The organism is Streptomyces sp. NPDC058620, assembly GCF_042717135.1.
Lineage (GTDB): Bacteria > Actinomycetota > Actinomycetes > Streptomycetales > Streptomycetaceae > Streptomyces.
In genome coordinates this window covers 32,763-40,245 of record NZ_JBHXQO010000055.1, presented here as the reverse complement: position 1 = coordinate 40,245, position 7,483 = coordinate 32,763, and the positions used below count along the sequence as shown (strand labels likewise).

At 68.5% G+C, this 7,483-nt stretch carries 7 protein-coding genes and 1 pseudogene; 5 read left to right on the top strand and 3 right to left on the bottom strand.

All coding sequences use genetic code 11. From position 1 onward, the window contains the following. Both ACFWSK_RS31415 and ACFWSK_RS31410 read left to right on the top strand, forming a co-directional pair. The coding region (locus ACFWSK_RS31415; protein ID WP_383793580.1) for a hypothetical protein at window positions 1-203 on the top strand (203 nt) is incomplete at its 5' end. Between the two features lie 77 nt (window positions 204-280). Continuing rightward, window positions 281-913, top strand: a complete 633-nt coding sequence (locus ACFWSK_RS31410) for an IS5 family transposase (protein WP_383793577.1) — start codon at window positions 281-283, stop codon at window positions 911-913. Between the two features lie 5 nt (window positions 914-918). On the opposite strand, the gene ACFWSK_RS31405 is transcribed toward ACFWSK_RS31410, so the two are convergent. From ACFWSK_RS31405 to ACFWSK_RS31395, 3 genes are all read right to left on the bottom strand, one after another. Next, window positions 919-1,455, bottom strand: a complete 537-nt coding sequence (locus ACFWSK_RS31405; protein WP_383793592.1) for a transposase — start codon at window positions 1,453-1,455, stop codon at window positions 919-921. Then, a complete protein-coding gene (locus tag ACFWSK_RS31400) occupies window positions 1,452-1,991 on the bottom strand; it encodes a winged helix-turn-helix domain-containing protein (protein ID WP_383793589.1) in 540 nt (179 codons plus the stop codon). Before ACFWSK_RS31400 ends, ACFWSK_RS31405 begins: the two co-directional genes overlap by 4 nt. A 111-nt stretch (window positions 1,992-2,102) precedes the next feature. Further along, on the bottom strand, window positions 2,103-4,700 hold the full coding sequence (locus ACFWSK_RS31395; protein ID WP_383793574.1) for a HEAT repeat domain-containing protein: 2,598 nt from the start codon (window positions 4,698-4,700) through the stop codon (window positions 2,103-2,105). A gap of 501 nt (window positions 4,701-5,201) precedes the next feature. Between ACFWSK_RS31395 and ACFWSK_RS31390 the strand changes: the two are divergent. From ACFWSK_RS31390 to ACFWSK_RS31380, 3 genes and pseudogenes are all read left to right on the top strand, one after another. Beyond that, window positions 5,202-5,588: pseudogene (locus ACFWSK_RS31390) on the top strand (HNH endonuclease); the annotation flags it as partial. Window positions 5,589-5,759: 171 nt separating this feature from the next. Next, window positions 5,760-6,887, top strand: coding sequence for a tyrosine-type recombinase/integrase (locus ACFWSK_RS31385; protein WP_383793571.1), 1,128 nt, complete (start codon window positions 5,760-5,762; stop codon window positions 6,885-6,887). After that, entirely contained in the window at window positions 6,884-7,219 is a 336-nt protein-coding gene (locus tag ACFWSK_RS31380; protein ID WP_383793568.1) for a helix-turn-helix domain-containing protein, read from the top strand. Before ACFWSK_RS31385 ends, ACFWSK_RS31380 begins: the two co-directional genes overlap by 4 nt. The last annotated feature ends 264 nt before the right edge of the window (window positions 7,220-7,483 follow it).

The window sequence follows — 7,483 nt, the reverse complement described above, 5'->3', positions numbered from 1 at the left end:
CGCTTCGCCGCCCGTCCGCGATAGCCGCTGATTTATCCGAACATGCCGAACATGTCGATGAAGACCGTGACCCCATTATTCAGGGCGTGGAAGACGTTCTTGCCAGCGTTCCTGGATACCTGGGAGGCGGCCAGGCTACCTACACCCGCACGGTGGGGACACGGCGCTGCACGAAGCCGCCCAGGAGCTCTTCACCGACCTGACGACGCAGTTCGGCCTCAGCCCGCAGCTCTAGGCCGTGTATCGAAAGTGGATCTTGGGCTGTGAATGATCACGGTTCATGGGTCGGGGAGATCTCACGGACGAGCAGTGGGCGACGCTGGAGCCGTTGTTGCCGAAGGGGGCGAAGGCAGGGCGGCCGCCTGTCTGGTCCCGGCGGCAACTGATCGACGGCATACGGTTCCGGGTCCGGACCGGTGTTCCGTGGCGGGACGTACCCGCCCAGTATGGGCCGTGGGGCCGGGTCTACGACCTGTTCCGCCGGTGGCAGCGGGACGGCACCTGGCACCGCATACTCACCCGGCTCCAATCCCTGGCCGACGCGAAAGGCGCGATCACGTGGGACCTGAGTGTCGACTCCACCGTGTGCCGCGCTCATCAGCATGCGGCCGGGGCCCGCAAGCAGGGTGACCTGCAGAAGGAACCACCGGGCGGTGTGTTCGCCGAGCCCGGAGATCACGGACTGGGACGCTCGCGCGGCGGGTTCACCACCAAGCTGCACCTGGCCGTCGAGCAAGGCCAGAGGCCCATGTCGATCTTGGTGACCGCCGGGCAGCGCGGCGACTCGCCGCAGTTCGAACCGGTGCTGGAGAAGGTTCGCGTGCCTCGCATCGGGTCGGGCCGGCCACGCGTCCGCCCCGATCGCGTGCGGGCTGACAAGGCGTACGCCTCCCGGAAGAACCGCGCCTACTGAGGTTTTCAAGGCGGGGTCGGCGGGTTGATGACCAGTCTTGTGGCGGTGAGGCAGCCGTCGATGAGACGGGGTCGGAGTTGGATTCTGCGTAACTCGCTGCGGAGCTTGCGGTCGAGGTCGTCGGGTGTGGTGAAAGCGGTGTTGGCCATTGCTCTGCGCACGAGTGACCAGACGGCCTCGACGGGATGCAGGTCCGGTGCATACGGCGGAAGCCGGACGGTGGTGAGCCAGTCGTGTTCGGCCTCGTACCGCTTCAGCCCCGCGGCCAGATGGGTGTTGAGGTTGTCCCAGACGACGACGATCGGTCCGTCGAGCTGGATGTGTGCCCGCACCAGGAGGTCGCGATAGTCCTGCCAGGAGAAGCTCTTGCGGGCGCCCTTGAGCAGGAGGTGCGTGCGGGGCCGGTGGATGAGACGGCTCTTCTCGCCGGGCTTGTAGCAGCACAGCGCGGCAACCGAGGTCCGGCGGCGGGACCTGCCGCGCACGCGGATGACGGGGGTGTGCCCGCGCCGGCCCCAGGTGCGGGCGCGGGGCGGCGTCATCGAGAAGCCGGCCTCGTCCTCGAAGACGATCCAGGCCCCAGAGGCCGCCGCGAGCCTTTTACCCGGGGCCACACCTCCTTCTTCCACAGCTCCACCGCGTGCTCGTCACGCTCTAGTGCTCTGCGGGCAGGCGCCTGCCAGGACCAGCCGTGCCGTTTCAACAGCCGCCACACCGTCGCCACCGACAGGCTCACTCGCAGCCGACGGCGAATCACCACCTGGACCCGGACCAGGGTCCAGCGTTCGTCATCGAAGCCGTGCGCCGCCGGGCCTTTGCCGAGTTCCTCCTCCAGCACAGTGAACTGGGCATCGGTGATGGTCGGTGAGTTCGACGGACCCGCGGAACGCAGGCCCTCCATGCCGCCCTCACGCCAGGCACGGCGCCAGCGTTCCACCGACCGCACGCTCACTCGCAAGTCCTTCGCGATCACCGCGGTCTTCTCACCCGCCGCGAACCGTCGCCCGGCCTGAAGCCGGATCTCCTCACGAAACGCCCGACGCTCAGCGGTCAGGCCCCCACCCTCCGAATACCTCACCCCACCGGCATACCGCAGGGATCTTGAACCGTCACCACCCGACGACAACACGAAAACCTCAGTAATCGAGCAGCGACCGGACGCGTACGAGGGCAGGTACCAGAGCTGGTGTTAGCCGTCCTGCGGTTGGGGCGCTTCGAGTGGCAGGTGTTCACGGTAATACTGCGATTCGAACCAGTCCTCGATCACGAGGAGCGGGCGTGTCAAGCGGTTGGCGCCGATCTGCTGTGACCGTATGAGGAGACCGAGGTCGGTCAGGGCGAACGACCCGTCAGGGGTGAACAGGACGTTTCCTCCGTGCTCGGCGGCGTAGTCCCACAGGAGCCACTGTTCCATCTGCTCAGGGTCTTGACCGGCGAGAAGAACACCGTCGAGGGAGGTCTGGGGGCCGGTGACCGCACCAAGCGCGATGCACGCCACCTTCCCTGGGTCGTCGTAGAAGACGCTCACCCCGGCGCCGGCGAAGTCTTCCTGTGCGTAAGGGCCGCCGGCGGGTGTCGCCGGCTCCTGGAGCGCGTCGGTGACCTCGGCCGGGGACATCCCCAGACGCAGCGGGCCCATACCGACGCCCGGAATCAGTTCCCACTGCTCGCGGTCCCTGCCCTGCGCCATGGGCAGACGCAGTTGCAGGCTGCGGGCGGCGCGCTGCAGTTCTTCGTCGTGGACGAGGCCCCGGCTGCGTTGGCGACCGGCGAGTTCTGCCCGGAGGCGGGGCAGGGCCGGTGCCGCGGCGGGGCCCATACGGTCGAGGAACGTCACGATGTGGTGCGCGGTGGCGTCGTTCTTCTCCCAGACGTCCAGCAGGACACGCATGATGGACTCGGCCTCGCTCTCGCCTGCGATGTCCCATACCGCGATGGCGGCGTGGAGGCGGGTCCACTCGTATCCGTCGGCCATCATCTCCTTCAGTTGCGGCAGTGCGGCTGCGGCGGACGGGCCTATCCGGCCCAGCACGTCGGCCGCACTGCGGCTTTGGTGTGTGTCGAGAAGGCTGTGCAGGCGGGGCACGACGGTCGCCGGGTCGCGTTCAAGAGCCCACAGAGCTGCCGTCGCGGCTGCCCGGAGCTCCATGTCCGTTGCGTCGGCCAGTGGGCGGACCACGTCCAGGGCTGCTGCGGCGCTGGTACCGAACGACGCGAGCTTGGACACCATGGAGGCGGCCGTACGCCAGTGTTCGTGGCGGACTGTCGCGGTGAGCGCTTGCGTGATCGTAGGAACGGCGTCGGGGTTGCCTAGCTGGGCCAGCGCCGTGGTCAGGGATCCGGCACTAAAGTCGGGGCCCTCCTGCGAGAAGTCAACGGCGGCAAGGCGGCGGCGCAGCCGCGGCACCATGTCCTTGGCGCCCGACCGCAGGTGGCCTGCGACCTGAATGGCGCGCCAGGCGTCGACGTCCTCGTCCAGGGCAGCCAGCAGCCCGGGAAGGGCGCGCATGTCATCGCGGCGCGCCAGCGCCATGATGGCTTCTTGCTGGGCTCGGCGCGTCAGCGGGTGCGGTGCCGCCCACCCATTCGGCCCGTGCCCGGTGTGGTGGGCGGCGACGAAGCCGGCGAGGGCTTCGCAGGCGACATCGCTGACGGGTGCGAGGCCACGCAAGGCTTCCGCAGCTGCTGCGGCGGTGTAAGGGTCCTCAAGGTTCAGGCACTCGGCGACGAGCACGATCAGGAGGGTGTGGTCGCCGCGCCAGGAGTTGATGAAGTCCTGGGCCATGCGGATCGCGTCGTAGCGGGTGGCGGGGTCCGGACTGCGGAGCTGCTCGGTGAGCAGGGCTGTGCGCTCCGGCAGACGGTGGTCCAGCACACGGTGGAAGGTGCGAAGCAGGCCGGTGGTGGGCGCGTGGATGCGGTTGTGCCGTTCCATGTCGGCGAACGCGGCAGCGATCTGCGGGGGCGCGCCCGGGGAGGGTGTTTCGACAGCTGGGGTACACGCGCATGCGCTGGATGTGGCCCCGCGGGTGTGCTCGCCGGTCTTGGGCGGCGGTGCGGGGGTGAGCTGGCGCAGCAGGTTGATCGCGGTCGGCACGGTGTCCTCGCCGATACTCTCCGGGACGCAGCCGGCGTGGTGGACGAGAGCGGCAAGGCGGATGTCGGGGTCCGCCGTCGTGTCCTGGGCCAGCGAGTCGAGCCAGGCCGTGGCTGCCGTGCGTGCTGTTGGCAGTCGCCCAGCCAGGAGGGCCATCGTCTTGACGACGAGCAGACGTTCGACGATCCCGGGCTCGGCCGGCAACCGGGAGCGAAGGATGGCCACCGCGCGGTCGGCGTCGTCGAGGAAGAGGCCAAGGCCCTCGATCGCGGCACGGCGCACGTCCGAGTCTGCGTCGGCCGCATAGGCGACGAACGCGTCGGCGCGCTCGCGCATCATCGCGGCACCGTCCGTGCAGGCCGTCGAAGCGGTGCCGTCAGGTCCGTAGCGGACGCAGCCGTCGTCGCGGTCGACGGATTCACGTCCGATGCTGAGCAGTAGGCCGATGATGGAGGCACGGTCCGGGGTCCCCGGATCGTCGGCTAGCGCAAACAGGAACGGCAGACTCGCCACCGTGCACGGGTACACGTCACCCTGGTGATGGGCCGCGCTGTAGAACTCGCCCAACGCCCGTTCCCGGAGCCCTGGGTCGGGCGAGACCATAGCCCGGAGCCAGCCGGGTACATCGTCCGCCGGGCCGTAGGCGTGGCCCATCGACGACCAAGCGATGACGTCAAGTTCGTTGATCATGAACTGCACTATGGCCGGAGGTACTGACAATGACGTTCTGTGTGCCAGCGAAGTGAGCCTCTTTACAGGCCAGGCTCACCAGGGCTATTGACAGCGGGAGCGCCGATCCGCCGCCGCTACCTCCGCTTTATCTACCGTGATGAAGCCCCGCACATTCTCGACAAAGAGCGCGGCCAGGTCAGCGCCCACTACTTCGTGGGTCACTTACCCTCTTCTCAGATGGCTCTGCAGGCCCACAGAGGGACTCGGCCACCTCATCGGGCGCCGAGGCTAGCCTCCTTCCCGGGGACACTAGACCGGCGATGCCGCTGGCGGCGGTGCGTGGATGCAGGCCAACCGATCGGCCGTGCGAGCTCCTGGAAAGACAGCGCCGGCACGACGCATGCCGCGGTGCGGGGCAGGCGCGGTGCGGAAGCGTTCCTGCGGTGAACCTTGTCCCCCGGGCGGGTGATCGCGCGGTACCGGGTTTCGCCGGGAGTGGAGTACGGCCGGTAGAACGCGATGGTGATCAAGAACCTCGTGCGCGGTTTCAGCGCACTCTCCCTCGCCCTTGTCCCCCTTCTCTCCGCTCCCGCCGCTCAGGCCGCCCCAACGGCTGAGGTGACCACCCTGGCCGACGCGGTCGGCCTGGTGCAGGCGACGGAGGAGGACCGTGCCGGATACACCCGCAGCTCCTTCAAGCACTGGAACTCCGGCGAGGACAAGTCCGACGGGTGCAACACCCGCGCCGAGGTCCTGTTGGCGGAAGCGGTCGTTGCGCCGACGGTGGAGACCGGCTGCAAGCTGACCGGCGGCACGTGGATCTCCTACTACGACGGCCAGGAGGTCACCAACCCCGGGGCCCTGGACATCGACCACATGGTCCCGCTCGCGGAAGCCTGGGACTCCAAGTAGGCGGAGTTGCTTCGGACGCATCAATGCGGAACCGGCTAGGCATGGCGGTGACCTGGTCGAAGGCAGAGGGGCAGTAGCTCGTTCAGGTGACGCCGGGGCATCTGGCCTCGGGCGATGGTGAGCCAACGCCACGATGTTGCACTGAATGCAACCGTGGGAGTGGCCGTGCGGAGTGTCGATGTGCCGGGTGCGTTTCGGCTGATCGTCCCGGGAAACGTACGGGCGCTGGACCCGAGCCCGGCGATGTTCGAGGCGATGTTGCGCGGTTGGGAGCGACAGCAGCAGAGCCGACTGCTGTCCCGCAAGACGATTGACGACCGGTTGAGTCTTGTGCGGCGGTTCGCGCTCTTCACCGCGACGTATCCGTGGGAGTGGACGCCGGAGGACGTAGAGGCGTACTTTTCGCACCGCCTGTCGTGCCCGGCGCCGCTGGCGCACTCCACGGTCCGTGGCCAGCAGGGCGATCTGCAGATGTTCTGCGCGTTCATCGCCGACGGCCGCTATGGCTGGGCCTCTGCTTGCGAGGAGGCGTTCGGGCAGGTCCCGGTGCAGGTGTGCCACGACTGGAACACGGCCGACCATGTGGCCGAATTCGAGGGCCGGCCCGGACGGCGGGCTTTGACGTACGACGAGTTGCAGGCATTCTTCGACGCCGCCGACGACCGGGTCGAGCAGACGCGCAAACAACGTCGCAAGGGCGTGCTGGCCGCGTGGCGGGACGCGGTGATGCTCAAGCAGGTCTACGCGTATGGCACCCGGCGCCGCGAGACGTCGATGCTGGACCTGCCGGACCTGCGGCACAACCCCAGAGCGAAGGACTACGGTCGGTTCGGTGCGCTGGAGGTGCGGTTCGGCAAGGCCTCGAGCGGGAGTCCGCCGAAGCGCCGGACGGTGCTGACGGTGCCGGAGGTCGACTGGATCGTCCCGGTCCTTGAGGAGTGGGTGGACGAGGTCCGGTCGAGGTTCTCACCGGGCCGGCATCCGGCGCTTTGGGTGACCGAGCGGTGCGGGCGGCTCGGGGTGCGGCGCCTGGACGAGGTCTTCGCCATCGTCCGCGAACACGCCGGACTGCCACCGGAGTTGGATCTGCACTGCCTTCGGCACACGTACATCACGCACCTGATCGAGTTCGGGTATCCGGAGCGGTTCGTCCAGGAGCAGGTCGGTCACGCCTATGCGGCGACGACGGCGTTGTACACGTGGGTGTCGGACGAGTACCGCAACAGATTGCTGGAGGCGTCGTTGCGGCGCCGGATGGAACGCACGGATGGAAAGGGACTGGGGCCGCGGTGAGGAAGAGGATGGGGTTCGAGTGGAACCTGCGCCGGTTAATGGCCGAACGGGACATGTACCAGACGACTGACCTGGTGCCGTTGCTCGCGGAGTACGGGGTGCACCTGTCGCGCGAGCAGGTGTTCCGGCTGGTCACGCAGCCTCCGCAGCGGCTGTCGACGGACACGCTTGCCGCACTGTGCGGAATCCTGGACTGCTCGCCGGCTGACCTCATCCAGGTCCGGGAGGTTCGTCGGCAGGTCGCGAAGCCGACAGCGTCAGGCGACATCGACGGGCCGGCCGTCGCCCCGTCGGCGAGGCGGGTGCGCGTCCTGCGTCCGGAGGGCCTGTGACGGGCGGGGCTGTCCCGCGGGCGTGGGTGGAGCTCGCCGGTCGCATCACCGAGTTCCTTCCTGAGCTGTCGGCCCAGGACGCGGCCCGGATCGTTGCCGATATGACGCCGCCCGCGCGCACACGGATCCGCGACCACCTTCGCCGGCACCCCGACGCTCTGGTCAGCGGCGCCTCCGATGCGCCGCGCTCGGTACAGGCGCTCATCACGTCCCTGGCCGACGCCGGGATCGCTGGGGTGAAGGCGCCAGCCTGCCTGCGCTGCG